The sequence below is a fragment of the Rhodopseudomonas sp. NSM genome (assembly GCF_052445935.1).
Lineage (GTDB): Bacteria > Pseudomonadota > Alphaproteobacteria > Rhizobiales > Xanthobacteraceae > Rhodopseudomonas.
In genome coordinates this window covers 298,616-324,148 of the sequence record NZ_JBQTCH010000005.1, presented here as the reverse complement: position 1 = coordinate 324,148, position 25,533 = coordinate 298,616, and the positions used below count along the sequence as shown (strand labels likewise).

The 25,533-nt window shown below is 67.0% G+C and carries 20 protein-coding genes and 1 tRNA gene; 5 read left to right on the top strand and 16 right to left on the bottom strand.

Going from position 1 to position 25,533, the window contains the following annotated elements; translation table 11 throughout:
- The first annotated feature begins 155 nt into the window (after positions 1-155).
- Positions 156-434 (top strand): hypothetical protein, encoded by a 279-nt coding sequence (locus tag ACTZWT_RS15435; RefSeq protein WP_444770553.1) that lies wholly within the window; start codon positions 156-158, stop codon positions 432-434.
- A gap of 47 nt (positions 435-481) precedes the next feature.
- Here the strand turns inward: ACTZWT_RS15435 and ACTZWT_RS15430 are convergent, their stop codons facing one another.
- The 4 genes from ACTZWT_RS15430 to ACTZWT_RS15415 are packed head-to-tail and all read right to left on the bottom strand — an operon-like array spanning position 482 to position 4,977.
- A complete protein-coding gene (locus tag ACTZWT_RS15430) occupies positions 482-1,222 on the bottom strand; it encodes an amino acid ABC transporter ATP-binding protein (protein ID WP_444770552.1) in 741 nt (246 codons plus the stop codon).
- A gap of 16 nt (positions 1,223-1,238) precedes the next feature.
- Positions 1,239-2,744, bottom strand: a complete 1,506-nt coding sequence (locus ACTZWT_RS15425) for an amino acid ABC transporter permease (protein WP_444770551.1) — start codon at positions 2,742-2,744, stop codon at positions 1,239-1,241.
- On the bottom strand, positions 2,741-3,946 hold the full coding sequence (locus tag ACTZWT_RS15420) for an amino acid ABC transporter permease (RefSeq protein ID WP_444770550.1): 1,206 nt from the start codon (positions 3,944-3,946) through the stop codon (positions 2,741-2,743). Before ACTZWT_RS15420 ends, ACTZWT_RS15425 begins: the two co-directional genes overlap by 4 nt.
- A 14-nt stretch (positions 3,947-3,960) precedes the next feature.
- Entirely contained in the window at positions 3,961-4,977 is a 1,017-nt protein-coding gene (locus ACTZWT_RS15415) for an amino acid ABC transporter substrate-binding protein (RefSeq protein ID WP_444770549.1), read from the bottom strand.
- 333 nt (positions 4,978-5,310) lie between these two features.
- Here ACTZWT_RS15415 and metC point away from each other — a divergent pair, with 333 nt between their 5' ends.
- Complete coding sequence (metC, locus tag ACTZWT_RS15410) at positions 5,311-6,507, top strand: cystathionine beta-lyase (protein ID WP_444770548.1); 1,197 nt, start codon at positions 5,311-5,313, stop codon at positions 6,505-6,507.
- 196 nt (positions 6,508-6,703) lie between these two features.
- Here metC and ACTZWT_RS15405 read toward each other — a convergent pair whose 3' ends face one another.
- The 6 genes from ACTZWT_RS15405 to ACTZWT_RS15380 form a co-directional block, all read right to left on the bottom strand.
- Positions 6,704-7,042, bottom strand: a complete 339-nt coding sequence (locus tag ACTZWT_RS15405) for a lipid-A-disaccharide synthase N-terminal domain-containing protein (protein ID WP_011441800.1) — start codon at positions 7,040-7,042, stop codon at positions 6,704-6,706.
- Positions 7,036-7,794, bottom strand: coding sequence for a glycosyltransferase family 2 protein (locus tag ACTZWT_RS15400; RefSeq protein ID WP_444770547.1), 759 nt, complete (start codon positions 7,792-7,794; stop codon positions 7,036-7,038). Before ACTZWT_RS15400 ends, ACTZWT_RS15405 begins: the two co-directional genes overlap by 7 nt.
- Positions 7,795-7,919: 125 nt before the next feature.
- Entirely contained in the window at positions 7,920-8,741 is an 822-nt protein-coding gene (locus ACTZWT_RS15395) for a phosphatase PAP2 family protein (protein WP_444770546.1), read from the bottom strand.
- A 1-nt stretch (position 8,742) separates the two neighbouring features.
- Positions 8,743-10,485, bottom strand: coding sequence for an ArnT family glycosyltransferase (locus ACTZWT_RS15390; RefSeq protein ID WP_444770545.1), 1,743 nt, complete (start codon positions 10,483-10,485; stop codon positions 8,743-8,745).
- 51 nt (positions 10,486-10,536) lie between these two features.
- Positions 10,537-12,732 carry a penicillin-binding protein 1C gene (gene pbpC / locus ACTZWT_RS15385; RefSeq protein ID WP_444770544.1) on the bottom strand — a complete coding sequence of 732 codons (2,196 nt, stop codon included), beginning with the start codon at positions 12,730-12,732 and terminating at the stop codon, positions 10,537-10,539.
- Positions 12,729-17,942, bottom strand: coding sequence for an alpha-2-macroglobulin family protein (locus ACTZWT_RS15380; RefSeq protein WP_444770543.1), 5,214 nt, complete (start codon positions 17,940-17,942; stop codon positions 12,729-12,731). Before ACTZWT_RS15380 ends, pbpC begins: the two co-directional genes overlap by 4 nt.
- Positions 17,943-18,242: 300 nt before the next feature.
- Here ACTZWT_RS15380 and ACTZWT_RS15375 point away from each other — a divergent pair.
- Positions 18,243-18,319: transfer RNA gene (locus tag ACTZWT_RS15375), tRNA-Arg, on the top strand.
- Between the two features lie 768 nt (positions 18,320-19,087).
- Here ACTZWT_RS15375 and ACTZWT_RS15370 read toward each other — a convergent pair.
- Both ACTZWT_RS15370 and ACTZWT_RS15365 read right to left on the bottom strand, forming a co-directional pair.
- Positions 19,088-19,534, bottom strand: a complete 447-nt coding sequence (locus ACTZWT_RS15370; protein ID WP_444770542.1) for a translation initiation factor 2 — start codon at positions 19,532-19,534, stop codon at positions 19,088-19,090.
- A 186-nt stretch (positions 19,535-19,720) separates the two neighbouring features.
- Positions 19,721-20,464 (bottom strand): DUF4336 domain-containing protein, encoded by a 744-nt coding sequence (locus ACTZWT_RS15365; protein ID WP_444770541.1) that lies wholly within the window; start codon positions 20,462-20,464, stop codon positions 19,721-19,723.
- Positions 20,465-20,615: 151 nt separating this feature from the next.
- On the opposite strand from ACTZWT_RS15365, the gene ACTZWT_RS15360 reads away from it, so the two are divergent.
- A complete protein-coding gene (locus tag ACTZWT_RS15360; protein WP_444770540.1) occupies positions 20,616-21,095 on the top strand; it encodes a DUF3833 family protein in 480 nt (159 codons plus the stop codon).
- A 135-nt stretch (positions 21,096-21,230) separates the two neighbouring features.
- Complete coding sequence (locus ACTZWT_RS15355) at positions 21,231-21,479, top strand: DUF378 domain-containing protein (protein ID WP_444770539.1); 249 nt, start codon at positions 21,231-21,233, stop codon at positions 21,477-21,479.
- 104 nt (positions 21,480-21,583) lie between these two features.
- On the opposite strand, the gene ACTZWT_RS15350 is transcribed toward ACTZWT_RS15355, so the two are convergent.
- Genes ACTZWT_RS15350 through ACTZWT_RS15335 form a run of 4 tightly spaced genes read right to left on the bottom strand, consistent with a single transcriptional unit; the run spans position 21,584 to position 25,528 of the window.
- Positions 21,584-22,483, bottom strand: a complete 900-nt coding sequence (locus ACTZWT_RS15350) for a siderophore-interacting protein (RefSeq protein WP_444770538.1) — start codon at positions 22,481-22,483, stop codon at positions 21,584-21,586.
- Positions 22,483-23,310: an ABC transporter ATP-binding protein gene (locus ACTZWT_RS15345; protein WP_444770537.1), complete on the bottom strand. Its 828-nt coding sequence runs from the start codon at positions 23,308-23,310 to the stop codon at positions 22,483-22,485. The genes ACTZWT_RS15350 and ACTZWT_RS15345 overlap by 1 nt, the downstream gene beginning before the upstream one ends.
- Positions 23,310-24,365: a FecCD family ABC transporter permease gene (locus tag ACTZWT_RS15340; RefSeq protein ID WP_444770536.1), complete on the bottom strand. Its 1,056-nt coding sequence runs from the start codon at positions 24,363-24,365 to the stop codon at positions 23,310-23,312. Before ACTZWT_RS15340 ends, ACTZWT_RS15345 begins: the two co-directional genes overlap by 1 nt.
- Complete coding sequence (locus ACTZWT_RS15335; protein ID WP_444770535.1) at positions 24,362-25,528, bottom strand: ABC transporter substrate-binding protein; 1,167 nt, start codon at positions 25,526-25,528, stop codon at positions 24,362-24,364. Before ACTZWT_RS15335 ends, ACTZWT_RS15340 begins: the two co-directional genes overlap by 4 nt.
- Positions 25,529-25,533 lie beyond the last annotated feature (5 nt).

Here is a 25,533-nt window from a genome sequence, read left to right as displayed (position 1 = left end):
TGGCTGTTTGAGCGCGATTGGCGCGTGGATCACCACAACCGGCGCTTTGTCGCGATCCGGTTAACCGGGCGGCAACCGCGCCTGCAACGCCGGCGGCGCCATCAACCCGGCCTTCACGCCTGACGGCGCTTCCTGCGACCAACAAGGAGCACGTCATGCCTGTCTTCAAATACTTCGTCACCGTCGGCCCGGCCCTGCTGGCACTGCTGGTGATCGCCGATGCGGTGTTCGGCGATGGCCCGCCGCGGTTCAATGACGCCATCTTCAACAGCGCCTTGTACGCGCCCCGCGTGGCGACCGTCGGCGCACCACGCGAGCGCAGCTTTGCCGACGACGTCACGCCGGCCGCCCGCGTCAAGGAGATCTTCGGACAGTTCTCCGCGAGCGACACCAAGCGCCTGAAGCGCTACTCATCGGCGTCCCGCGCGATCTGACAGTTCGGCAGGTCGGCGGGTCGGGCCGCTCGCAGCGTCGTCCCGCCTCACCGCAAGATCTGACTCAGGAACAGTTTCGTCCGCGCGTGCTGAGGATGCGCGAAGAATTCTTCCGGCGCGTTGGCTTCGACGATCTGCCCCGCGTCCATGAACACCACACGATTGGCGACCTCGCGGGCGAAGCCCATTTCGTGGGTCACGACCAGCATGGTCATGCCCTCGTCGGCAAGGTCGACCATGGTGTCGAGCACTTCCTTGACCATCTCCGGGTCGAGCGCCGAGGTCGGCTCGTCGAACAGCATCACCTTCGGATTCATCGACAGCGCGCGGGCGATCGCCACGCGCTGCTGCTGGCCGCCGGAGATCTGTCCCGGATAATTGCCGGCCTTTTCGGGAATCCGCACCCGCTCGAGATATTTCATCGCTGTCGCTTCGGCGTCCTTCTTCGGGATGTTGCGGACCCAGATCGGCGCCAGCGTGCAGTTCTCGAGCACGGTGAGATGCGGGAACAGATTGAAACTCTGGAACACCATGCCGACGTCGCGGCGGATCTCGTCGACATGCTTCAGGCTGGGCCCGAGATCGATGCCGTCGACAACGATCTCGCCTTCCTGGAATTCCTCGAGCGCGTTGATGCAGCGGATCAGCGTCGACTTGCCGGAGCCCGACGGCCCGCAGATCACGATGCGTTCGCCGCGGCCGACGTCGAGGCCGATGTCGCGCAGCACGTGGAAATCGCCGTACCACTTGTTCAGCCCTGCGATCGAGACGATCGGTTTTTCCGCCATCAACGAGAGTCCTCTGTCAGGTGCGCCGATGGGCATTGAGCCGGTGCTCGACGAACAGCGAATAGCGCGACATGCCGAAGCAGAACACGAAGTAGATCAGCCCGGTGAAGGCGAAGCCGGTGAACAGCGTGGTCGGCGTCGACCAGTTCGGGTCGGCGAAGGCGGCGCGGAGCTGGCCGAGCAGATCGAACAACGCCACGATCGACACCAGCGAGGTGTCCTTGAACAGCGCGATGAAGCTGTTGACGAGGCCCGGGATGACGTGGCGCAGCGCCTGCGGCAGCACGATCAGCCCGGTCGTCTTCGCGTAGGACAGCCCGAGCGCATTGGCGGCTTCGGCCTGCCCGCGCGGAATCGCATTCAGCCCACCGCGCACCACTTCGGCGTTGTAGGCGCCGGCGAACAGCGCGACGCCGATCAGCACCCGCATCAGCCCGTCGATGGTGAAGTTGCCGGGCAGGAACAGCGGCAGCATGTAGGTGGCGAAGAACAGCACGGTGATCAGCGGCACGCCGCGCCAGAACTCGATGAAACCGATCGAGAACACGCGGATCAGCGGGATCGTCGAGCGCCGGCCGAGCGCCAGCGCGATGCCGATCGGCATCGAGGCGACGATGCCGGTGACCGAGACGACCAGCGTGACAAGCAGACCGCCCCATTGCCGCGTGCCGACGATCGGCAGCCCGCCACGATCGAGCCGCAACGCCGCAATCACCACGGCGATGCCGATGAAGATCGCCAGCGTCATCAGCAGCGGCCGTCCGCCGTTGCGAAGCCCGGTCAGGAGCGCGACCAGCGCGGTGACGATCAGCGCCGTCAGACCGAGGTCGATCCACACCGGCTGGCCCGAAGCCTCGATCCAGTCGCGCAGCCAGACCAGCGGCGCGATCAGCCAGGACAGCGCCGCGGCGATCCACAGCAGCGGCTTGCCGATGCCGGCTCCGATCACGCCGCCGCCGGCGAGCTTGGTCCCCGCTTCGGCGAGGCTGTCGACGAGGCCCGACAACAGCTCGGCAGCCCAGCTCACCGCGAAGCCTTCCAGCCCGCCGCCATGCAGCAGGAAGAACGCCAGCACCGGGAAAGCGACGAAGAACAGTCCGGCATTCAGCGTCTTCGCCGGCGCGCGCGGGATCAGCAGCGGCAGCAGCAGCAGGGCCGCGAGCGCGAAGGTCAGGTCGACGCGCCAGCGTTCCGGCTGCGGATAGAAGCCGTAGACGAATTGCGAGGCCTTCGCCTGCACGAACGGCCAGCACGCGCCGACGTCGCGATGCAGCGTTTCGGACAGGCAATCGGTGCGGTTGCTGCCGGTCCAGACCGCGTCGACCAGCAGGAATTTCACCGCCGGGACGACGGTGAAGTACAACAGCAGCGCGCCGACGATGGTCAGCAGGATGTTGGTCGGCGAGTTGAACAGCCGCGCCCGCATCAGCCCGACGAAGCCGGTGGTCTTCACCGGAGCGGGACGCGGCGCGACCTCCTCGGAGCGGACGAAAGCCGGCGTGATCGAACCCAGCTCGCTCATGCGCCCATGCTCCGGTTGATCCGCCAGCTGTACAGACTCATCAGCGCGCTGGTGATCAGCGAGATCAGCAGATACACGCCCATGGTGATCGCGATCACTTCGATCGCCTGCCCGGTCTGGCTGAGCGTGGTGCCGGCGAACACCGAGAACAGATCCGGATAGCCGATCGCGACCGCGAGCGAGGAATTCTTGGTGAGGTTGAGATACTGGTTGGTCAAGGGCGGCAGGATCACCCGCATCGCCTGCGGAATCACCACGAGCCGCAAGGTCGCGCCGCGCGACAGGCCGAGCGACGCGCCGGCTTCCATCTGGCCCTTGTGCACCGACAGAATGCCGGCGCGAACGATCTCGGCGATGAACGCCGCCGTGTAGGTCGCCAACGCCAGCGTCAGCGCCACGAATTCCGGCGCAATCCGCGCGCCCCCGGCGAAATTGAACCCCTTAAGCGCCGGGATTTCAAAGCCGAACGGCCGGCCGAAGATCAGCACGGCGATCAGCGGCAGGCCGATCAGCAGGCCGAGACTCCACGGCCAGACCTTCATCGGCTTGCCGGTGTCGAACAATCGCCGCCGCGCATAGATCGGCAGCACGATCGCTGCAATCACCGCGATCAGAACGGCCACCAGAAAGCCGTCAAGCCCGGCCTCGCCGACCGGACGCGGCACGACGATGCCACGGTTGGACAGGAAGAAGCTGTCGAACACCGATACGCTCTGACGCGGGCCCGGCAGCGCGCCGAGCACGGCGAGATACCAGAACAGGATCTGGAACAGCAGCGGCAGGTTGCGGATCAGCTCGACATAGCCGCCGGCGATCCGCGCGATCAGCCAGTTCGGCGACAGCCGGCCGAGCGCGACGAGGAAGCCGAGCAAGGTGGCGAAGAAGATGCCGATCGCCGACACCACCAGCGTGTTGACCAGGCCGACCAGAAACACCCGCGTGTAGCTGTCCGATTCCGAATACGGGATCAGCGTCTGGCTGACGCCGAACCCGGCGGTCTGCGACATGAAGCCGAAGCCCGAGGCGATCCGCTGGTTGGCGAGATTGTCGCGCGCATTGTCGACGATCTCGTAGCCGACCCAGAACAGCACCGCGACAAACAGCAACTGCGCGATCAGCCCTTTCCAGCCGGAGCGACCGCCGAGCGCGCGGCGCAGCTTCGCGCCGAACTGCGACGGCGGTGGTCTGGCCTCGATCGCCACGGCGGATCTGCGCGTCAGCGGATCGGCGGCGCGTACATGATGCCGCCCTTGTTCCACAGCTTGTTCAGGCCGCGGGCGATCTCGAGCTTGGAGCCGGCGCCGACGTTTCGCTCGAACGACTCGCCGTAATTGCCGGTCGCCTTGATGATGCGCGCGACCCAATCCTTGCTCAGGCCGAGCTGTTCGCCGAGATTGCCGTCGGTGCCGAACACGCGCTTCAGCTCCGGCTTGTCCGATTTGGCCATCTCGGCGACGTTGCTGCGGGTGACGCCGAGCTCCTCGGCGTTGATCATCGCGAACAGCGTCCACTTGACCACGTCGAACCACTGGTCGTCGCCGTGGCGGACCAACGGTCCGAGCGGCTCCTTCGAGATCACTTCCGGCAGCACGACGTGGTCGGCCGGCGTGGTCAGCTTCAGCCGCTGGGCGTAGAGCTGCGAGACGTCCGAGGTGAACACGTCGCAGCGGCCGGATTCATAGGCCTTGATCGCCTCGTCGGCATTGGCGAAGGCGATCACCTCGTACTTCATGTTGTTGCCCTTGAAGTAGTCGGCGACGTTCTGCTCATTGGTGGTGCCGGTCTGCACGCAGATCGAGGCGCTGTTGAGCTCGAGCGCGGAATTGACCTTGAGAGCTTTCTTGATCAGGAATCCCTGCCCGTCGTAATAGCTGACGCCGGCGAAGTTGACGCCGAGCGAGGTGTCGCGCGACAGCGTCCAGGTGGTGTTGCGCGACAGCACGTCGATCTCGCCGGACTGCAGCGCGGTGAAGCGGTCCTTGGCCGACAGCGGCACGAATTTCACCTTGCTCGGATCATCGAAGATCGCCGCCGCGATGCCGCGGCAGACATCGACGTCGAGACCGGTCCAGTTGCCCTTGTCGTCGGGCGCAGAAAATCCCGGTAGCCCCTGGCTGACGCCACAGGACAGGATCCCGCGGTCCTTGACGGTCTTGAGAGTCTGCGCGCCCGCGCTCTGCGACGCGAAGCAGGCGGCGACGGCGACGGCGGCAACGAGGGATACGCGCTTCATCATGAAACCTTTCAAGGAATGTGCTGCCGCGTCGATCGGCGTTGGAAGTGACGGTGCGTTGTTGTGGCGCTTGCGGCAGGAGCAGCCGGTCGATCCGCGCATCGTGCCCGCATCGCCATCGCTGCGGCTCCGTGTGGGATGGCCCCGGGTCGGCATCTACGCGAGTCCCTCCGCACGTCGTCCAGACAGCTCGTCGCATCACAGAACGAGTTGGACGCCGGGTCAAGGGGTTGACGGCCGTCTTCCCAAGCCTGCTATTAGGTAAATCGTTCGGCAGCCGCCGCGCCGCTCAGTGCGCGATCACGATGGCGGTCAATACATCAGCGAGCTAATATGGACTTTTCCGATCACGGCGGAACATCATCGCCGCTCAGCCCGCAGACCCTTCTGGTCACTTCGGGCCGCGACACCAAGGCGCAGAAGGGCTTCGTCAATCCGCCGGTGGTGCGCGGCTCGACGGTGCTGTATCCGACCGCCGAAGACCTGCACGCCCATCGCGGCGAGTATTCGTATGGGCGTCACGGCACGCCGACCACCAGGGCGCTACAGCAGGCGCTGATGGCGCTGGAAGGTCCGCAATGCGCCGGCGTCGGCCTGGCGCCATCCGGCGTCTCGGCGATCTCGACCGCCCTTCTCGCGGTGCTGAAAGCCGGCGATCACGTCCTGGTGTGTGACAACGCCTATCGCCCGACCCGGCTGTTCTGCGACCAGATGCTGAAGCGCTACGGCATCGAGACCAGCTATTTCGATCCCTTGATCGGGGCCGGCGTCGCGGCGCACCTCAAGCCCAACACCACGGTGGTGATGGTCGAGGCGCCCGGCTCGCAGTCGTTCGAGATGCCGGACATCCCGGCGATCGCCGAGGTCGCGCATGCGCATGGCGCGCTGGTGATCGACGACAACACCTGGGCGACGCCGCTGTATCACCGCTCGCTGGAACAGGGCGTCGACATCTCGATCCAGGCCGGCACCAAATATATCGGCGGCCATTCCGACATCATGTTCGGCACCATCGCCGCCAACAAGAGGGCGTGGCCGCAGGTGGCAGAGGGGATTCGCCAGCTCGGTGTCTGCGCCGGGCCGGACGACGTGTTCCTGGCGCTGCGCGGCCTGCGCACGCTGGCGGTGCGGCTGGCGCAGCATCAGCAATCCGGGCTGGAGATGGCGCGCTGGCTGGCAGAGCGGCCCGAGGTGCAGCGCGTGCTGCACCCGGCGCTGGAAAGCGATCCCGGACACGCGATCTGGAAACGCGATTTCACCGGCGCGTCCGGGCTGTTCTCGATCGTGCTGCAGCCCGCACCGCAAAAGGCGATCGACGCGCTGCTCGACAACGTCAAGCTGTTCGGCATGGGCTATTCATGGGGCGGCTTCGAGAGCCTGGCGATCCCGTTCGACTGCGCGTCGTATCGCACCGCGACAGCGTGGAATCCCGGCGGACCGGCGCTGCGGCTGCATATCGGGCTGGAAAGCACCGACGATCTCAAGGCCGATCTGGAACGCGGCTTCGCCGCGTTCAACGCAGCGCGGTAGGCGCGCAATCCAGTTCGCTACCCGGTGAGCGTCATCCTGAGGCGCCGATCGGACCGCGCCTCAGCGCGGTGCAATCGGCCTCGAAGGATGGGCCACAGGCACGTGACGCGGTCATCCTTCGAGGCTCGCTGCGCTCGCACCTCAGGATGACGGTCCGTGCAGACGATCAGGATGACGGCCCTACTAATCCGCGCGCTCAGTTCGGCAGGCTCTCCGAGCCTTTCGAATGGTTCTTGATGATCAGCATGATGTTGCGGATGTAGATCACCGTCGCCATCGACTGGCCGAGAATGATCACCGGCTCGCGCTTGGCGATGCCGTAGACCAGCGTCATCAGCCCGCCGCCCATCGAGAAGAACCAGAACGCCATCGGCACCACGCTCTTGCCGGCGCGCTCGCTGGAAATCCACTGCACCACGAAGCGCGCGGTGAACAGCAATTGCGCGACCAGCCCGAAGGCGAGCCAGAAATCGAACTTGGCGACGAACACGTCGTAAAGATAATCGCCCAGAGCCTGCCCGTATTGAATCAGCATTCGTTCACCTCGGTCGCGGCGGGCACGGCCTTCTTGCGGCGGATCAGCCACCAGACCCCGGCGAGATCCATCAGCCCGACCCAGAGCCGGTCGAAGAAGCCGTAATTGGAAACGCCGGACAGCCGCGGCCGGTCGGCGACGTCGACATAAACAATATTGTAGCCTTCCCGGCGCACCAGCGCCGGCAGGAAACGATGCAGGCCATCGAAATACGGCAGCGCCAGGAACACCTCGCGGCGAAACGCCTTCAGGCCGCAGCCGGAATCGCGGGTGCCGTCTTTCAGGATGGCGCCGCGCACCTTGTTGGCGACGCGGGACTGCAGCTTCTTGAAGCCGGTGTCCTTGCGGCCGACGCGCTGGCCGGCGGCCAGGCCGGAGCGCTCGCCGCCGTGTTCCAGCGCCTTGATCAGGTCCGGTATGAACGCCGGATTGTTCTGGCCGTCGCCGTCGAGCGTCGCCACGATCGCGCCGCGCGCGGCACGGACGCCGGTGCGCACCGCCGCCGACTGACCGCAGGATCTGGCGTGCCGGATCTGGCGCAGATTGGCGCGCTCGCGCCGCAGCGCCGCCAGCCGTTGCGGCGTGGCGTCGGTCGAGCCGTCGTCGACATAGACGATCTCATAGACCCAGCGCCCGTCCAGCGCCGCGGCGATCTCGGCGATCAGCGGGGCGACATTGTCGGCCTCGTTGCGCACCGGCACCACAATGGACACCGCGGGCGGCGTACTGGAGTCTGGCATGGTTTCAGGCATTGTTCGGAACAATCCGGGGGCCGTCGGGAACTTGCGGCCGGGGCGCACTCTGGCGCGACCGCTTCTGATAGGGCCAAGGCTTATGGGGTCAAGGCTTATGAGGCCAAGGCTTATGAGGCCAAGGCTTATGAGGCCAGGGCGTCGCGGGCAACCCCTTTGACGCGGTCCCAGGACGGCCCGGGCAGCGGGTCGATGGTGCCGTCGGGGCGGATCGTGAAGGCCAGCCGCCGGGCCGCGAACCAATAGCGCACGGCTAAGGCACCGAGCAATCCGATCAGCGCCCCGGCGACGACGTCGCTGGGATGGTGCGCCAGCAGCACCAGGCGGGTGACCGCGATCGTCACCGCATACGCGATCATCACACCGGTCAGGCGCGGCCACAGCGCCGAGACCGCGAAAGCCAGCGCCGCGGCGGTGATGGTGTGCCCCGAGGGGATGCTCGCATAGGCTTCGCTCCAGGCGAACCAGGTGAAATTGAACGGATCGGCGGAGCCGCCGACGAACGGTCGGCCGCGGCCGACGATGCCTTTGAGCACCTCGCCGGCGAGCACCGGCACCAGAACCGCAAGGAAGACGTACTGAACGCGGGTGCCGATCCCGACCAGAACCGCGCGGGAAGCACCCTGCAGCCGTGGCAGGAGCAGCCACAAAGCTACCAGCAAAGCCGCCAGCGTCCACAGCACGTAGCGCGACTTGGCGAAGTCGGTCAGGATCCTCACCGGCCACAGCGAGGCCGTGCCACGCGTCGGCATCAGACCGATCCAGACGGCATCGACGGCGAACATCAGCAACACGGTCGCGACGGATGCGAGCGCCGTCAGCGCCAAGATCGACCGCGCGCCGCGGCGGGCGGCGTCGGCGCGGCGCGAATGCGACGGCGTGCGCATCAGCCGCGCCAGTGCCCGCCGCAGCGCGGCGCCCAGCTCGGCCGGATAGCCGGTCGCCATGTTACTGCGTGCCTTCGGATCGGAAGATCGCGATCGAGACCGGTTTGCCCTGGGAGAAGTTGTAGCCGTCGATCCGCGTCGCCACGTTGTAGCGCAGCCCGATCGCCTCGGCCCGCTGCGCGAAGGCGCGCTCGCTGCGGGCTTCCACCAGCGCGAAACGGCAACTGCCGCCGAGCAGGAAGTCGGCGGCGCCGGAGCCGTCGGTCAGCAGCGTGTCGGTCCCGGTCATGAACACCAGGCTCGGCTCGTGATAGCCGACGGCGGCGGCCTTCGGCCCGACGCACACCACCTTGCGCAGCGCCTGCGCGATCTCGACGCTCGGGAACACCGGCCGCAGCGTCGGCACCACGACGCCGAGCGTCGCGGTGATCAGAAACAGCGACGCCAGCGACGCATTGAGCAGAGAAGCCTCGGCGCGATTTTCGTCGAACAGCCGCCACGCGAACAACCCGAAGATCAGCGATGCGGCGACGAACGGCCAGGCGAAGAACACCGGCTGCCGCGTCAGAACGATGGCGCCGATGATCGCGATCGACAGCACCACCGCCGGAATCGCGAACCACCATGCCGCACCGCGGGTCAGCCACGAGCGCGACAGCACGCTGCGCTCGATCGCGCCCGCGGTCATGATCGCGATCGCCGGATACAGCGGCAGCACGTAGTGCGGCAGCTTGGTGATCACCAGTTCGAACACGACCCAGGACGGAATCAGCCACGCCAGCAAAAATTGCGCGCCGGGTTCGCGCCGCGCCCGCCAGATCGCCGGAGCCGCCATCGCGGCGAGCGGCGCGCCGGGCCAGAACGTCACCCAGAACAGCAGGAAATACAGGCCCGGCGGCGCGCCATGCGACTCCTTCGCGCTGGCGATCTTGCTCAGCATGTCGCCGCCGACCGAGTCGGCGAAGAACGTCTCGCCGGCACGCAGGAAGATCGCGATGAACCACGGCAGCACCAGCAGCAGCATCCATGGCACGCCGGCGAGCGGCTTCAGCCGCCACAGCCAACCCACCGAGCGATCGAGGATCGCGAGCGGAATCACCGTCAGCGCGATGAACATCAGGATCAGCGGGCCCTTGAGCAGGATGCCCGCGGCGAGCGCGGTCCAGAACACCGCAGCCGCCGCCCATGAATTGGTGCGGTCGTCGCCGCGCTGCCAGGCCAGATAGATATGCGCCATCGCGCCCAATGCGGCGGTGACGGTAAACAGCAGGAACGCATCCGTCTTGGCCAGCCGCGCCTCGACGCCGAGCAGGATCGAACTGCACAACAGCAGACCCGCGACGACGGCGCCTCGCCGCCCGATGAAAGCCAGCGCCGCCCAATAGGTCATCAGCACCGCGCCGATCGCGCCGGCCATCGACGGCACGCGATATAGCCAGATCCGGACCTGGGCGCGCGGAAGGCCGAGTTTCGACGCCGTCTCGACCACCGCGGCCTGCAGCCAGTAGATCCCGACCGGCTTCTTGTAGCGCACTTCGTCCTGGAACCGGATGTCGACGAAATCGCCGGTCTCGACCATCTGCTTGGTGGCCTGCGCGAAGCGGGCCTCGTCGCGGTCGATCGGCGGGATGTTGAAGAAGCCTGGTAGGAAGAACACCAGCCCGACCAGCGCCAGAAACGCCACCGCCCGCAGGTGGCTGACGGACACGAAATCCAGCACCGCCACCAGCCCACGGCCGGGGTCGATGGCATTTCTGGGCTCGCGGGGGGCGCCAAAGCGGCGCGTTGCAGAGGTCTCGATCATCGGTTTCGCATACGCTGAAACCGATAGCCGGACAACCACTTGGCCTGCCTGCTACTGGATTCTCACAACGACTGTTGCCGCAGCGCCGACCGCGTCCATGACGGTGAGCCGGACGAAGCCGGGACCGGGCGGCGCGATCAGCCGCTGACGCCGGCCGTCGATCAAGCCGGCCGACAGGCCGTTGACCATCACCGTCATCGGCAGCACGCCGCCCGAGACCTTGACCGGCAGCGCGCCGGTCGCGGCCTGGCTGAGCGCATCGATCCGTGAGCCGTTCAGCGGAAACTGGATCTTGAGCGCCTGCTCGTTGCCGGCGCGGACCAGGTCGCCCGCCGGGCGGAACCGGCGCAGCGGCAGAGGTAGCTGGGCGTTGCTTGCGGTGAGCGTGCCGCGTGGCGGCTTCGGCAGCGGAGACCGCAGATGCCCGGTGCGCGCGAATGCGTCGAACAGCACCGGCGCGGCGGCGACCCGGCCGATCAGTCCGGGCACCGGCGCGCCGTCGGGACGACCGACCCAGACGCCGATCGTCATCCTGCCGTCGAAGCCGACCGACCAGGCGTCGCGATAGCCATAAGAAGTGCCGGTCTTGAAGGCGATCTGGTTGCGAGCGGCGTTTTCCGGCGGCGGCGTGCCGATCAGGACATTGCCGACCTGCCAGGCCGCCACTTTATCCAGCAGGCGCAGAGTCTCGCGCTCGCCATTGTTTTCATTAGCGATTTCTCGTAGCGGCACGACGCTGCCGAGGCGCGCGACGCCGCTGAAGAGCTGGACCAGATCAGTCAGCCGGACGCCGACGCCGCCCAGTCCCATCGCCAGGCCGGGCGCTTCGTCCTTCGGCAGCACCAGGCCGACCCCGGCCTGCCTCAGCCGCGACGCCAGCCGGCTGGCGCCGACCCGGTCGAGCAATTCGATCGCCGGCACGTTCAGCGACAGTTGCAGCGCCTTGCGCACCGACACCGTGCCCTGGAACGTCATGTCGAAATTCTCCGGCGCGTAGGCGCCGTAGCGGACCGGCCGGTCGTCGATCAGGCTCTCCGGGTGGACGAAGCCGTCCTCGAAGGCGAGCCCGTAGATGAACGGCTTCAGCGTCGATCCGGGCGAGCGCACCGCGCGGGTCATGTCGACCTGTCCGGCGCGGCGCTCGTCGAAATAGTCGGCCGAGCCGACATGGGCGAGCACGTCGCCCGTTTCGTTATCCACGGCGACGATTCCGATCGAGATGTCGGGCCCGAGCGCGATGGCGCGGTCGCGCGCCAGCGCTTCGAGCGACCGCTGAATGCCGCCGTCGAGCGTCAGCCCGATCACCGCGGCATTCCTGACGATCGCGGTGGCCTGATCGGCGGAATGCGGTGCCAGCATCGGCATCGGCTTGCGCTGCCGGACCACCGGCACAGCCCTCGCCTGAGCGGCATCCTCGGCGCTGACCACGCCGTCCACGACCAGCCGCGTCAGCACGCGATCGCGCGCCGCCTGCGCCGTCGCCGGATGGCGGTCGAGCCGCCGCCGCTCGGGCGATTGCGGAATCGCCACCAGCAAAGCGGATTCGGCCAATGTCAGCCGCTTGGGCTCCTTGCCGAAATACGCGATCGACGCGGCGCGAATGCCTTCGAGATTGCCGCCATACGGCGCCAGCGCCAGATACAGATCGAGGATCTGCGGCTTGCTCAGTGTGCGTTCGAGCTCGATGGCGCGGACCATCTGGCGCAGCTTGGCCGAGAGCGAGCGTTCCCGCCGTGGCTCCATCAGCCGGGCGAGCTGCATGGTGATGGTCGATCCGCCGGACACGATCTGGCCATGGGTCGCGAGCTGCAGCGCGGCGCGGCCGATCGCCCAGGGATCGACGCCGCGATGCGACCAGAACCGCTTGTCCTCATAGGCGATCAGTTGCGTGAGATAGCGCGGATCGACCTGCGTCTGCGCATCGACCAGCAGCCGCCAGCGGCCGTCGGCCATCGCATAAGCGCGCAACAGCTTGCCCTGGCGATCCACCACGCTGACCGAAGTCCGGCGCGCCTCGTCGAGCGGCAGCGGCCCGAGCGAGGCGACGTAGGCCGCGATGGCGCCGATCGCAGCGATGACGAGGACGGCCGAAATGATTGCTGTCGTCTTGATCCACCACCACCCTTTCCACCCGTCTTTGCGAGCGGAGCGAAGCAATCCAGGGGCCACGGTTGCCACCTCTGGATTGCTTCGTCGCTCCGCTCCTCGCAATGACGAGAGCAAGCGTGTGAGGCGGTCCCCGCTCATTTCGCCTTGGTCACCTCGACGCTGCCGGTGCCGGTGCGGCCGTAACGCGAGGGGTTGTACATGTCCTCGACGATGGCCTGCGGGAGCACGTATTTGCCGGGCGACACCGCGCGGACGATATAGGCCACCGTGAACACCGCCTTGTCCTCGGTGCCACGGTCGATCGCGGCGGTGAAGCGGTCGTCGCGGAACTCGGTGTTGACCGGCTCCTCGCCGTTCTCGATCCAGTCGAGCGTGCCGCTGTCGCCGGACGACACCAGATGCGGATTGTCGATCTCGAGGCCGGCCGGCAGATAGTCCGCCACCATGATGTGACCGTACTCCGGCTTGGCTTCGGTGACCGTCAGCACCACCGCGAAGCGATCGTTCTGCTTCGCCTTGGTGATGTCGGCCGGCTCGCCACTGAGCGTGAAGTAGTTGCGCTCGATCTTGAAGCCGTTGCTGGCGGCCGGCTCCGGCGTCACCGGCGAACCGCTGACGGTGACCACCGCCTGCACCGGCGCGTCGCCGGTGTTGGCGATGCGGATCGGCTGGCCGCGCAGCTCGTCGGCCTTGTAGCTGCGATACACCGCGGACTTCGCCGCGCTGCCGTTGATGTCGAGGCTCATCGTCTCCTTGGCGAGCGCGCGCGCCGCCAGTACCAGCCAGGCATTTTCCTGCGTCGAGGTGTAGGGCGTCAGGCCCCTCGCCGCTTCGACGCGCTGCACCGCCGTGGTCAGCGTCGCTTTAGGCGCGTTGCCCTCGCTGGCGAGCGACACCAATGCCGCGGCGTCGCGCAGTGCCGAGCCGTAGTCGACCCGGCCGAACTGGATCACCGGCTTCGGCGCGAGATCGCCGGCCGCCGCCGCATAGACCCGCTCGGCGCGGGTACGGTCGCCGACCAGCGCCAGCGCGGCGGCGAGCTGCGACTTGGCGATCGGCGTCGCCAGTCTGTCGAGCTTGGTGTCGGCGAGATAGCGCAGATCGCCGATCGGCGCGGCGCCGTTGCGGGCGAGCACATAGAGCCCGTAAGCGAGATTTCGGCCGCCGTCCTTTTCCGGCTCCTCGGCGTTGACCACCGCATTGCGGATGCGGTCGAGCGCGCTGCGGAACGCGACGTCGGGGACGACGAAGTTCTTCTCGCGCGCCCGCGTCAGGAAGTCGGTGACATAGGCGTCGAGCCAGGGATCGTCGCCGCCCGACGACCACATCCCGAACGAGCCGTTCGAACCCTGCCGCGCCAGCAGCCGGTCGATCGAGGTCCTGACCCGCTCGTCGACGCTGGTATCCATGGCGAGATGCGCGCCGGCGGCGAGCTCGTTGACATAGAGCAGCGGCAGCGCGCGGCTGGCGATCTGCTCGGAGCAGCCGAACGGATAGCGGTCGAGCGCCTTGAGGATCGTCGCGGCATCGAGCGCGGTCGACTGGCTGACCGACAGCGACACGCCGCCGGTGCCGGGCACCAGATCAGCGAACATGTCTGCCGTCAGCGTCAGGCTCTCCTGCTTGGCGAGCGTACGGATCGCGCGCCGCGCCAGGGTCTGGTTCGCCGGCCGGACGTCGAGCACATAGTGCCGCGCCAGCGCCAGACCGTTCGGGCCGGTGATGGCGACGTCAAGTGCCGCGGTGCCGGCGCCGCCGGCCTCGACCGACAACTGAGCCGAGCCGCGCTGCTTGGCGGCGAGCTTCAGCGTGGTCGACGCCGGCCCGTTGAACTTCACCGGGCCGGTCGCGGTGACCTTGATGATGAAGTCGCCGGGCGCGCCTTCGACATTGTCGAGATCGAACGCCATGGTGCCGCGATCGCCGTTGCGCAGGAAGCGCGGCAGCGTCGTGGTCAGCACCACCGGGTCGCGCACCGTGACGTCGACATTGGCGCGGCCGACCTTGGTGGCAGTCCACGCCACCGCCATCACCCGCGCGGTGCCGGCGAATTCCGGAATCTCGAAGCTGATCTCGGCGGCGCCATCGGCGCCGACGGTGACGATGCCGGAATACAACGCCAGCGGCTTCTGGGTCGGCGGGCTGCCCTGCAGCTCGGCGCCGGCGCCGTCGCCGCCGGAGCGGATCTGGCCGCGGGTGCCCTGCATGCCGTCGATCAGTTGCCCGTAGAGATCGCGGACCTCCGAGGTCATGCGGCGCTGGCCGAGATAATAGTCGTCCGGCGCCGGCGGCTTGTAGTTGGTGAGGTTGAGAATACCGACGTCGACCGCTGCGACCACGATCTTGGCGTCCTCGCCGGGGGCGAGGCCGCCGAGCCTGACCGGCAGTTTCAGCGTGGTCGACGGCCGCACCAGCGCCGGCGGCGACAGCGTCACGGCAAGCGTCCGCGCCTTCCTGTCGATCGAAATCCACTGCACGCCGATGGCACGGCCGGGCATCCGCTGGGCGGCGGCGTCGAGCGGCCGGCGCAGCGTCGTCACCACATAGGCGCCGGTGCCCCAATCCTTGCCGACCGGAATCTTGACCTGCGTCGAGCCCTGCTTCACCGCCAGCGACTGCGTCGTCAGCAGCCGGTCGCCGAGCACGTTGACGGTCAGGAGGCCGGCGGTGCGCGCATTGACCGTCACCGTCATGCTCTCGCCGGAGGCGTATTCGGGCTTGTCGACGGAGGTCTCCAGCAGATCGGGCGTGTCGGCCGAGCCATCCGAATACCAACCGACGTCGAACTGCACCGAGGTGATCGGGCCGTCGGCATCGGCGGTCTTGACGTCGAGCCGGTAGCGGCCGGTCTCGGGCTGGAACGACAATTGTCCGGGCTTGCCGGGCACCACCGCAAGGTCGCCATCGGCGACCCGCTTGGTTGACTTCACCGGCTCGAAATCCCATGAGGAATTCTGCCGGTACCATTGATATTGCGATTCTATTTTCAGCAGCTCGTAGCGCAGGCCGGAGCGCGCCAGCGCGGTGCCGTCCGGGTCGACGAAGGCGACCTCGAACTTGGCGGCGTCGCCGTCGGCGACGTTCTTGTCGGCGAACAGCGGCTTGACGCCGATCATCGGATTCTGCGGCGCGATCGGCAGCACCAGCTTGCGCTCGACGGCGCGGCCGCCGGCCTCGCGCATCCGGATGAAGATCTGCGCCTCCTGCGGCCGGCTCGACGACGGCGGCTTCGCGAGGCTCAGCGGGAAAGTCGCGCTGCCATTGGCGTCGGCTTCGGGCAGGTTCTCCAGCGGGGCGCGCTCGTTGCTGGTGGTCTCCGCGTCGGCGACGCCGAACTGATAGCCGGGATAGCCCGGACGGCCATCGGCCGGCGCGACCAGCAGGTCGCCCTCCAACGCCAGCCCCGACGCCGGCGCGCCATACAGGAAGCGGCCGTCGACCTTCAGTTCCACAGGAGCATCAGCTTTGATCTGCTTGTCCTTGGTGGAAATATCGAATTCGATCCGGTCGGGGACGTAGTCCTCGACCATGAAGGTGGTTTCGCCGACGCTGGCGCCCTTCGGATCGGTAAACGCGCGCACCCGCCAGGTACCGGTCGGCACCGCGGAGTTGAGCGGCACCGACAGGCTGCGGCCGCCGGCGCCCTGATCGGACAGCACGGCGCGGCGGAATTCGACGCCGTCCGGCCGCTCGATCACCAGCGTCATCGGGCCGCCGACGAGCGCGTTGCCCTGCCCGTCGCGCAGCAGCGCGGTGAGATGGACGGTCTCGCCCGAGCGATAGACGCCGCGTTCGGCATAGACGAAAGCATCGGCGCCGGCCGGCACCGCGCGGCCGGTGACGCCGCGGTCGGACAGGTCGAAGGCGTTGGATTTGAGGCTGAGGAAGGCGTAGTCGGCCTTCTCGCCGGTCACCGTCAGCAGCGCCGGCGACATCCCGCCCTCGCCGCGCGACAACCCGGCCTCGAACAGCACGTGGCCGCTGTCGTCGGTCTTGCGGCTCGCGAGGATCTCGTTGTTGCGCGCGATCAGCCGCACCTCGGCCTTCCCCACCGGATCGGTCGAGGCCAGCGAATTGACGAGGACGTGGATACCGTCATTGCCGGAGAACGCGGTCACGCCGAGATCGGAGACGATGAACCATTGCGTCGCGAGCTGGCCGTCGTCGTCCGCATTGGCGACCGGCCCTTTCGGCGAAGCCGTCATCACATAGACGCCGGGCTGCAGATCGCCGAGCACCTGGTCGACCGCAAACGCCGTGGTGACGTCGGCGTTCAGCGCCGCCGGCGCGGTGTCGAGTTCGCCGGACCAGACCTTGCTGCCGCGCTGGCTGCCGAGATCGTCAAGCTGGTAGCGGCTCAGCGTGCGCTGGAAGTCGCTGTCGACCACGGTGTTGATCAGGTTGCGGTCGCCGATCCGGAACACCTGCGCCGACACCGTCGGCGTGTTGACGCTGACCAGCGGGATGCCGCGCTGGCCGGTGCGCGGCAGCACATAGGCGCGGCCGGTGAAGCGCACCAGCGGCTTGCGATCGCGGACATAGATGTTGAACTCGGCCGATTTCGGCAGCGTCTCCTTGACGGTCGACGGCAGGCCGGCGCGCAGATTGATGTTGTAGCGCTCGCCGTGCTTGAGCCCCTCGACGCAGAGCTGCTTGTCCTCGGAGGTCAGCGCCGGCTTGTCGGTGCCGGCCAGCGCCAGATACGGCGCGAAATCGGTGCGCTTGGCGAGGTCCTCGGAGAACTGGAAGCACGCCCGCGGCGACGCCGAGTCCGAGTCCACGGTATAATCGAGCAGGCGGAAGCCATGATCGTCGCGCAGCTTCTCGTAGCGGCCGCGGACGTCGGCGACCTCGCGCAGGTCGAGCGACAGCCGCAGCGCGTCGAGCGCCGGCCGCCACAGCCGGCGGTCGGCCAGGGCGCGACCGAGCACCGCCAGCGCCTCGGCCTCCTCGCCGGCATTGCCGGCGCGCTGATAGGCGATGTAGGCGGCAGTCGAGGCGCGCTCCAGCAGAAAGGTCTGTTCCGAGCTGGTCGGCGCCTTGATCTGGAACACGGTCCTGGCGAGCCGCAGCCAGTTGCTGCCGTCGGCCGGATCGACGGTGGCGATCTGGCCCATGATCTGCAGCCCGCTGCGGTAATCCCCGCGCCTGACGGCGGCGTCGGCATCGGTGCGCAGGCTCGCCGCCGGCTTGGCGATGGCGCCGGCCTCGCTCTTGATCTGGGCCTCGAGCTTGATCGCCGAATCCGCCAGATCGTCGCGTTTGAACGCCTTGTCGGCGGCCTGCGCAGTGGCCAGCCCGAGCGCCAGCGTGGCGCAAAGCGTGATGGCGCGAACCAAACCGATCATGTCGAACTCCCCTGCCGCGGACGTGCGCCGCGTTCCGAGACGAAAGCAAATGCCTGAAAAATGACGCGCCGATGGCCCCGCGCCCGCACCGCCGGGCGCCGCAGCCTAGCCGGACGACCGTGACGGTCCAATGTCTGCCGTCCGGTGTCTTGTATCGGGTCCATCAGATTCGCATCTTCGCGCGCCGGCGCGCCGAACACAACGCGCCGCCCCCCTTGGACGGCCGATCTCCGCAATTGGTTCGAGGCGGTTGTCTCGGAAGCGGATTTTTTGTATCGGCGGTGCTAGAAAGCCCCCGACGGTCCCATAGCTCAACTGGATAGAGTAGCGGATTTCTACTCCGCGGGTTGCAGGTTCGAGTCCTGCTGGGATCGCCAATACCGATACGGAGTCAGATTTTTCATTTGCAATAGGCTCTAACCTCAAGAGATCGCTTTAATGAAAGTGCCGAGGTTTTCGTATACTGTTATCGTATTCTTAGTTCTAAGTTGTGGAGCCGGACATGCCGAGAGCTTTCTATGTCTGGCAGACCTTTCAACCGGTTTCACATGGAATGGACAAGCTTGGGAGATAGCCCGGTTCCGAACGGGGGATGATCGCTACCTGATCGAGCAGAGTCCAGACTCCGAGAGCGGCGAATTCATCTATCAAGTTAAGAAGATCGGGTCGTCAAAAGTCCTGCATCGATGCAAGCGCGATCGATTGTTTGACGGCACGATTTCTTCGCGCATAATCTGTGGAGGATTGGGGATCGGCTTTCTCCTGGACACAAAGACATTGCGCTATCAAGAGCTTTACGGAATTGGATACCTCGACGGCGGCGATTCTAAATCTAACACCCCCGCTTTTACGATTGGTAAGTGCTCCCGACTGAATTGAGCAGCTGAATTATCACCGCACCCTGGGACGAAGCAAGATCAGCTCGTATTCCGGACTACTATGCGGTGCCGCAATATCCTTCTCGTCGCGCTGCTATTGACGTGTGAGTCAGTCGCTTATCTTGTACTATTCATACACCGAGTTTGAGGCCAAAACCGCAGTCGATAGGAGGCGATGCTCTGGGGCCGCCGACGTGACGCCCTTTACGCTTTCGAGGAAGATCACCCATTTCGGCCTTCAGCCCGATGACGTTTAGACGTAGCAAACTAGCTCGTCGGCACCCTCGACTTCCGCTTCCTCACCACCGGCGCAGGTGCAACCGGCGCAGGCACAGGCTGCAGCGTCACCACCACCGGATTCGGCTTGTGATCCATCGCAGCACCCGTTGCGGCGTCGACGCCCATGCCGACGACGCCACCGAGCAGGATGTTGCCGGCGAAGCCTGCGCCGCCGCCGCCGGAGATTTCGCGGGTCAGCGGGATGATCTGCGGCTCGTAGCCTTCTTTGCTGAGGCTGACGGTGATGTCGGCGTTGCGGTTGACCTCGACGACGCAGGGCGTGACGCAGGAGAACGGGGCATCGGTGCCTGCGACATTGGCCAGCGCGCCGGACGGCGTGCTGGCGATCGAGATGGTTTCGGTGGTGCCGCGCGTCACCGACGCGCAGCCCGACAGCAGCAATGCGGCCGAAACCGCGCCAATCCACAAGCGCATCCTAATCCCCCTGTTACCGGCGGACCAAAGCGCAACCTTTCAGAGGGAATTCAAGCCCGCGCCGGCGGCGGAGGCCGCAGATGAGACGCAGGGTCAAAGGTCTTTGCATTGTCCACACGGCCGACGTGACCGTCGATGCGTCAACGTCGGGCGTGGCCGCCCTCGCCTCGCCCGCAACGGCGTGCCTCAGTCCAGCAGCCAGCGCAGCGAATGGCGCAGGCGCTTTGTGCCGTCGGTTTCGAACCAGCTTCCGTGGGCGAAGATCACGCGCTCCGGTGCCCACCCCAGCAGATGGCGCGCGGCGTCTTTGGTGGCGTCGCGCTGCCGGTTCATGGCAAAGCGATAATGCGCAGGCGCCATGCCGTCGGGCGCCGTCGCGCCGGCCAGCCACGCCAGCGGACGCGCCACCGGGCCGAGCTTCGCGGGCTCGAGGTTCTCGACGAAATCGGTCAGGATCAGCGTCTTCGTCGCGCGATGAAAGAACGCGACTTCGTTGACGCCGAAGCCGCCGGTGATCAGCAACTGATCGAGATCGGCGGCCCATGCGCCGGGCGGCGATTGGCCGAGGTCCTGGTCCAGCACCACGCCCGACTTGATGACAGGCGCGCGCGTCCGCAGGCCCGGGACGGCCCAGGTCTTCGCATCCGGACAGCGGTCTTTCCAGTCCTTCACGAACTGCCAGTGCGCGATGTTCGGCGCGACGAGATGCGCGATCGGCCCGAGACGCTCGATCGCGGCTTTCAGATCATCGGAATAAGTGGTCGGCGAATGCAGCCAGACCTCGCCCGAGCCCAGCCGGACCACGGTCATCCGCACCGGGACCTCAAGCCCCATCGCGCTGAGCGGGCCGCTGTCGACGATCCAGAGGTCGTCCGCGACGGGCTTCAATGTGTCGGTCGGCAAATACGCGACGGAGTTCGCTTCGGACATCGAATGCTCATTCTGCAGTGACGGGGTGCGGCGGGATCGCAGCGCGCTGGCTCAAAGCCCCGGTGGACGCATTCGTTCCTGAATAGACCGCAGCGGCGCCGGAACAGCGTCGGCCGGTGCGGGTTCCTCTCCGGCAACAGAGGAGACCACCATGTCCATCGACGATTTCAAGGGCACCACGCCCGCGTTTCTGCCCGAGGAATTCTTCAACGGCCGGCTGGAAGGCTGGGGCGTGCTGGAGAGCCTGATCGGCGGGCTGCAGAAGCGCGCCACGATCACGGCCGAAGGCAAATGGGACGCCTCAACCCAGGCGGTCCACTTCACCGAGACCTACCGGTTCGACGATGGGCATGTCGACACGCTGAAGTGGACCATCCGCAAGCTCGCGCCGGGCAACTACAGCGGCGAAGAGCCGCGGCTCGACGGCGAGGCCAAGGGCGAGCAGGCCGGCTGCGCCTTCCATTGGCAGTACACCCGCGACACCCCGCAGAAGGACGGCTCGACCACCAAGCTCAATTTCGACGACTGGTTCTACCGGATCGACGACAATGCCTGCATGGTGCGCGGCAGCGCCGGCCGCGCCGGGATTCCATTCGCGACTGCGCATGTCACTTATCGCAAGCTGAGCTAACCCGGGCCTGAACCGAACGATACGACGTGGCGCACTCGGTGCGGCACGTCGTCTGTCGCGCGGGAATACTTGCCTTCGACCGGAACGCTTCTTGCGCGCGGATGTTCTTCGGCCTTGTCCCAACCGGAGAACTCAATGCGCATCGTCAATATCGTCACGCTCCTGCTCATCATCGTCGGCGGCCTCAATTGGGGTCTGGTCGGCTTGTTCGACTTCGACCTGGTGTCGGCCATCCTCGGCAACGGCTCCGCCGAAACAGCGACCTCGTCGCTCGCCGCCCGGATCGTCTACATCCTGGTTGCAGTCTCCGCGATCGTCCAGGTGGCTTCGCTGTCGCGACAGCTCTCGGCTCCGTCGCTGAGCCATGAAGCGCGGACTTACTAAGCCCATCCGGATGAGCGCGGATCGTTCGACCGCATGCGGTCGACGCCGCCGCGCTCATCCGCCGCGACGATGACGACACCGCTATTGGTGCCGATCGCCTCCGCTCAGTGATGATGATCGTCGCCGTCTGGGTGATCGTGGTGGCCACCCTGGTGCTCGTGCAGCATGGCGAAATACTCGTCGTCGCGATCGTTGCGAAACGCATCGGCGTAGGCCGGCTCGGTCATGCCGCGGCGCCAGTATCCGATCGCCAGCACCTGCCGGGCGCCGAATCCACGCTGCTTGCGGGCATGGGCGCGCAGCCGGCGCACCGTCGCGGATTCGCAGCCGATCCAGACGAAACAGTCGGCCGGCGCCGGCCAGTCCATGCCCATCACCGCATCCTGGATCAGCGTCGATTGGCCCGGGTCGACGCCATTGCGGTGCAGCCAGGTCAGTTCGATGTCGGCGCGGCAATCGATCGGCAGTTCGTCGGAGGCGTCGGGCACTTCGATGAAGGCGCGGCCGCGCGCGGTCGGCGGCAGGGTCTCCATGATACGGGCGATCGCCGGCAGCGCGGTGTGATCGCCGGCGAGCAAGTACCATTTCGCGTCCGCGACGGTGAGCCCGGCCGGAACGCCGACGCCGAGCAGATCGCCCGCTCTTGCGCCCGCGGCCCAGCGCGATGCGACGCCGTGTTCGTGCATCACGAAGTCGATGTCGATCTGCCGGCTCACCGGGTCATAGCGGCGCAGGCTGTAGGTGCGCAGCGAGGGACATTTGTCTGGCGACGGCCAGATCGGCTTGCCGCCCTCGCCCGCCATCGGCCACTCCGGCTCGGTCACGCCGGGCGGCGGCACAAGGATCTTGATGTTGGGGCCATCGCTGTAGCCCGCGAGTTCGTCGCCGCCGAGCGTGATGCGCCGCATCCGCGGCGTGAGCAGCTGATTGCGGACGACGTGGAGCACCCGGACGTCGCGGAAGCGCCGGGGCGCCGTCATCGTCGCGGCCTCAGTCGACATCATCATACATTCCTCTTGAGCGATCGATTGATATGGTCCGGCTGCGGCAGCACATCCTCGATGATGATGTGAGGCCGATCCCGGTCGCCGGGCTCGATCCGCGCGACCACGCCGTAAACCTCGGCGATGATGCCCGCGGTCAACGCCTCCGCCGGCGCCCCGGCCGCGGCGCAGGCGCCGTGGTCGAACACCACGACGTAGTCGGCCCAGCGCGCCGCCAGATTGAGATCGTGCAGCACCACGACGACGATATGGCCTTCGGCCGCGAGCCGCCGCAGCGTGTCCATCACCACGATCTGGTGGCGCAGATCGAGCGCGCTGGTCGGTTCGTCGAGCAGCAGGATCGTCGGATCGCGGACCAGCGCCTGCGCCAGACTCACCAGCTGGCGCTGGCCGCCGGAGAGCTGATCGAGCGGCTCCAGCGCGAGCTCGGCAATGCCGAGACGATCCAGCGCCGCGGCGGCACGCTGCGCGGTCGACGCGCCCGGCAGCGACGGCTCCGCCGTCGCCGAGGCCCGCAGCGCCACGATCACGGATTCGATCACGGTCAGCGCCACGCCCTGCGGCAGCGATTGCGGCGTGAATGCCATCACCTTGGCGCGGTCGCGCGCCGACAGTTCGGAAAGATTGTGATCGCCGAGCGCGATCGTCCCGGTCGACGGCAACAGCCCGGCCAAGGCCATCAGCAGCGTCGACTTGCCGGCGGCATTCGGGCCGACGAAGGCGATCAGCTTGCCGGCCGGCAATGGCGGCAGCGTCAGGTCGCGGATCACCGGCCGGCGCGGATAGCCGGTCGACAGATGCGCGATCAGCAGGTCCGGGCCGGTCATCAGCGACCTCGCCGCAGCAGGATCAGCGCCAGGAAGAACGGCACGCCGATCAGCGAGGTGACGAGGCCGATCGGCAGCACGATGCCGGGGATCACCAGCTTGCTGGCGCACGACGCCAGCGACAGCACCGCGGCGCCGGCGCAGGCGCTGGCCGGCAGGAAAAACCGATGGTCCTCACCGACCAGCAGCCGGGCGATATGCGGCCCGACCAGGCCGATGAAGGCGATGGTGCCGACGAACGCGACCGCCGTGCCGGTCAGAATGCTGATCCGCAGCAGCGCGAACAGTTTCAGGCTGCGGACATTGACGCCGAAGCTGGCGGCCCTCTCCTCGCCCAGCCGCAGCGCGGTGAGCTGCCACGACGACGCCATCGCCAGCGGAAACGTCACCGCGACCACCACAGCCAGCACCGCGACGCTCTGCATGCTCGCCCGGGTGACGCTGCCCATCGTCCAGAACACGAGCTGCTGCAGCGCCTGCTCGGTGGCGATGAACTGCATGATCGCGACCAGCGCATTGAAGGTGAAGAACAGCGCGATGCCGAACAGCACCTGGGTCTGCCCGTCGGTACCGCGCAGCCGGCCGAGCAACTGGATCAGAAGCGCCGAGCCGAACGCGAAGACGAACGCATTGGTCGAGATAATGCCGATCCGCGGCACCCCCGGAATGCCGATGCCGAGCACGATCGCCAACGCCGCGCCGAAGGTCGCGGCCGACGACATGCCCAGCGTGAACGGGCTCGCCAGCGGGTTGGCGAGCACGGTCTGCAACTCGGCGCCCGCAACCGCCAGCGCCGCGCCGACCAGCAACGCCATCAGCGCCTGCGGCAGGCGGATCTCCCAGACGATCACTGCCGACGAGCGGCCGAGGCTCGCCGGATCGAACACGCCGCGCAGCAGGTCCATGGTCGACAGCGACGACGGTCCGGTGCCGAGATCGAGCAGCGTCGCAACGGCCACGGCGATCAGCAGCAGAGCAACGATGATCGCGCGGCGCTGGGTCCGCCGCAGATGCCCGGTGACGGCCGATTGCGCCGATACAGTCAGTTCGCTCATTTGCCACGCCCCGCAGCATCGGCCCCGAGACTGACCCAGAACGTCCCCTCCAACGGCACCGGCAGGAAACGCCGGTTCAGTTCGCGCAGGCTTTCGTCGGGATCGATGTCCTTGAACAGCTCGGGATGAAACCACTTCGCCATCGCCTCGACGGCCAGAAAGTTGAACGGCACGTTGTTGAACAGATGCCAGATGCCGTGCGCGCGCCCGGTCCGCACCCCGCTCAGGCCGTCGAGGCCCGGCTTGCTCACCACCGCGGCGAGGCCTTCGCGCGCGGTGGCGGCATCGACACCAGGGCCCAGCACGAGCCCGCCGAGCGCCTGCAGATGCAGCCCGCCGGTGCCGACATAGACGTCGGGATCGCGCGCCATGACATATTCGAGGCTGAGCTGACCGCGGGCCATCGTCTCATCGAGGCTGGGCCGGCCGGCCGGCTGCTTCAGCACGTCGACCGCGATGTTGTGGCCGCCGGCGATGTCGATGAACGCACCGATGGTCACGCGGCCCGGCGAATTGCAGCAATCCATATGGCCGGCATGGGCGTGCATCAGCACATTCGGCAGAGCCGGCTTCGCTTCCGCGAGGCGCGAGGTGATGCGGTCCATGTGCGACTGATAGAATGCGATGAACTCTTCGGCGCGCGCCTCCTGGCCGAGCAGACGGCCGAGGATCCGCATACTCGGCACCGTATTGGTCAGCGGGTCCTCGACGAAATCGATGAACACCACGGGAATGCCGGCCGCTTCCAGCTTGCGGACGACGTCGTCCGATCGCCGCGACGGACCGTAACCGCCGCTCAGGATCGCCACGTCCGGCGCGGCCGCCAGCGCCTGTTCGACCGAAAACGTATCCGGGCTGCCGCGGCTGACGAACGGCACGCGATCGAGCAACGGAAATTTCGCGCGATACAGATCGTACAGCCGCTGGTCCTGCCGCCGCATGTCGGCCGACCAGGCCACCAGCAGCGACGCCGGATGCGGATGCAGCAGCGCCAGCGCGACAAGCTGCCGGCCTTCGCCGAGCAGGATGCGCTTGACCGGTGCCTCCAGCGTCACGTCCCGCCCGGCGATGTCGTGCACGGTGATCGTCGCCGCGGCGGCCGGTGCTGCGGCTGCGACGAACAGCCAGGCGATCAGCGCGCCGATCCGGCAGCGATGCTTCATGATCA

Excerpts from the sequence above, each read along its gene's own strand:
- ACTZWT_RS15435 (WP_444770553.1), top strand. The coding sequence starts at position 156 with ATGCCTGTCTTCAAATACTTCGTCACCGTCGGCCCGGCCCTGCTGGCA.
- ACTZWT_RS15430 (WP_444770552.1), bottom strand. The coding sequence starts at position 1,222 with ATGGCGGAAAAACCGATCGTCTCGATCGCAGGGCTGAACAAGTGGTAC.
- ACTZWT_RS15425 (WP_444770551.1), bottom strand. The coding sequence starts at position 2,744 with ATGAGCGAGCTGGGTTCGATCACGCCGGCTTTCGTCCGCTCCGAGGAG.
- ACTZWT_RS15415 (WP_444770549.1), bottom strand. The coding sequence starts at position 4,977 with ATGAAGCGCGTATCCCTCGTTGCCGCCGTCGCCGTCGCCGCCTGCTTC.
- metC (WP_444770548.1), top strand. The coding sequence starts at position 5,311 with ATGGACTTTTCCGATCACGGCGGAACATCATCGCCGCTCAGCCCGCAG.
- ACTZWT_RS15405 (WP_011441800.1), bottom strand. The coding sequence starts at position 7,042 with ATGCTGATTCAATACGGGCAGGCTCTGGGCGATTATCTTTACGACGTG.
- ACTZWT_RS15400 (WP_444770547.1), bottom strand. The coding sequence starts at position 7,794 with ATGCCTGAAACCATGCCAGACTCCAGTACGCCGCCCGCGGTGTCCATT.
- ACTZWT_RS15395 (WP_444770546.1), bottom strand. The coding sequence starts at position 8,741 with ATGGCGACCGGCTATCCGGCCGAGCTGGGCGCCGCGCTGCGGCGGGCA.
- ACTZWT_RS15390 (WP_444770545.1), bottom strand. The coding sequence starts at position 10,485 with ATGATCGAGACCTCTGCAACGCGCCGCTTTGGCGCCCCCCGCGAGCCC.
- pbpC (WP_444770544.1), bottom strand. The coding sequence starts at position 12,732 with ATGAGCGGGGACCGCCTCACACGCTTGCTCTCGTCATTGCGAGGAGCG.
- ACTZWT_RS15380 (WP_444770543.1), bottom strand. The coding sequence starts at position 17,942 with ATGATCGGTTTGGTTCGCGCCATCACGCTTTGCGCCACGCTGGCGCTC.
- ACTZWT_RS15370 (WP_444770542.1), bottom strand. The coding sequence starts at position 19,534 with ATGCGCTTGTGGATTGGCGCGGTTTCGGCCGCATTGCTGCTGTCGGGC.
- ACTZWT_RS15365 (WP_444770541.1), bottom strand. The coding sequence starts at position 20,464 with ATGTCCGAAGCGAACTCCGTCGCGTATTTGCCGACCGACACATTGAAG.
- ACTZWT_RS15360 (WP_444770540.1), top strand. The coding sequence starts at position 20,616 with ATGTCCATCGACGATTTCAAGGGCACCACGCCCGCGTTTCTGCCCGAG.
- ACTZWT_RS15355 (WP_444770539.1), top strand. The coding sequence starts at position 21,231 with ATGCGCATCGTCAATATCGTCACGCTCCTGCTCATCATCGTCGGCGGC.
- ACTZWT_RS15350 (WP_444770538.1), bottom strand. The coding sequence starts at position 22,483 with ATGATGTCGACTGAGGCCGCGACGATGACGGCGCCCCGGCGCTTCCGC.
- ACTZWT_RS15345 (WP_444770537.1), bottom strand. The coding sequence starts at position 23,310 with ATGACCGGCCCGGACCTGCTGATCGCGCATCTGTCGACCGGCTATCCG.
- ACTZWT_RS15340 (WP_444770536.1), bottom strand. The coding sequence starts at position 24,365 with ATGAGCGAACTGACTGTATCGGCGCAATCGGCCGTCACCGGGCATCTG.
- ACTZWT_RS15335 (WP_444770535.1), bottom strand. The coding sequence starts at position 25,528 with ATGAAGCATCGCTGCCGGATCGGCGCGCTGATCGCCTGGCTGTTCGTC.